Annotated in this window: 2 protein-coding genes; one reads left to right on the top strand and one right to left on the bottom strand. The window is 70.1% G+C overall.

Annotated elements, in window-relative coordinates; translation table 11 throughout:
• On the top strand, positions 1-286 hold a 286-nt coding region (locus ADL01_RS22660; protein ID WP_199834900.1), incomplete at its 5' end, for an SUKH-3 domain-containing protein.
• Positions 287-304: 18 nt separating this feature from the next.
• On the opposite strand, the gene ADL01_RS22665 is transcribed toward ADL01_RS22660, so the two are convergent.
• A partial coding sequence (locus tag ADL01_RS22665; RefSeq protein ID WP_324614631.1) for a sensor histidine kinase occupies positions 305-690 on the bottom strand: 386 nt, incomplete at its 5' end.

Below are 690 nucleotides of genomic sequence, written 5' to 3' on the forward strand. Positions count from 1 at the left end.
CACCCCCCCCGGCCCCGGCCGCCAAGTCGCCCCCACCGCCCTGCACTTCGACCCCCTCCACGGCCTCCACCTGGCCCGCACCCTCGCCGACCTCGGCCGCGCCCTCGACACCGAGGTCTGCCCCCTCGGCGAGGAACCCGAAACCCAGTCCCTCCTCGCCATCGACACCGCCGGCCACGTCTACGCCCTCGACCACACCGGCGACTGGTACCTCGGCCCCGACGTCGACCACGCCCTCGCCACCCTGGTCACCGGCCTGGAACCGGTACGCCTGACAGCCCCCTGACACACACCAGAACCCGCCCTACGCGGGAATCACCGCCGACACCCGAAACCCCCCGGCCTCCGTCGGACCGGACACGAACACACCCCCCAACGCCGCAACCCGCTCCTTCATCCCGAGCAGACCATTACCCCCCGACGGAAACCGCACCTCCGAACCCGAAACAGGCTCCCCCGGCGGCTCGTTCTCCACCTGCATCGCCACCTCATCACCCCGATGAGCCAGCCGTACGTACGTCTTCGCACCCGCCGCATGCTTGTGCACGTTCGTCAACGCCTCCTGCACCACCCGATACGCGGTCTGCTCCACCTCCGCGCCGTACAACCGCACCTCCCCCTCCACCGACAGATCCACCACCATCCCCGCAGCCGCCGACTGCCCGATCAACTCCTCCAACTCGGACAGAC

The sequence above is a fragment of the Streptomyces sp. NRRL WC-3618 genome (assembly GCF_001280005.1).
Lineage (GTDB): Bacteria > Actinomycetota > Actinomycetes > Streptomycetales > Streptomycetaceae > Streptomyces.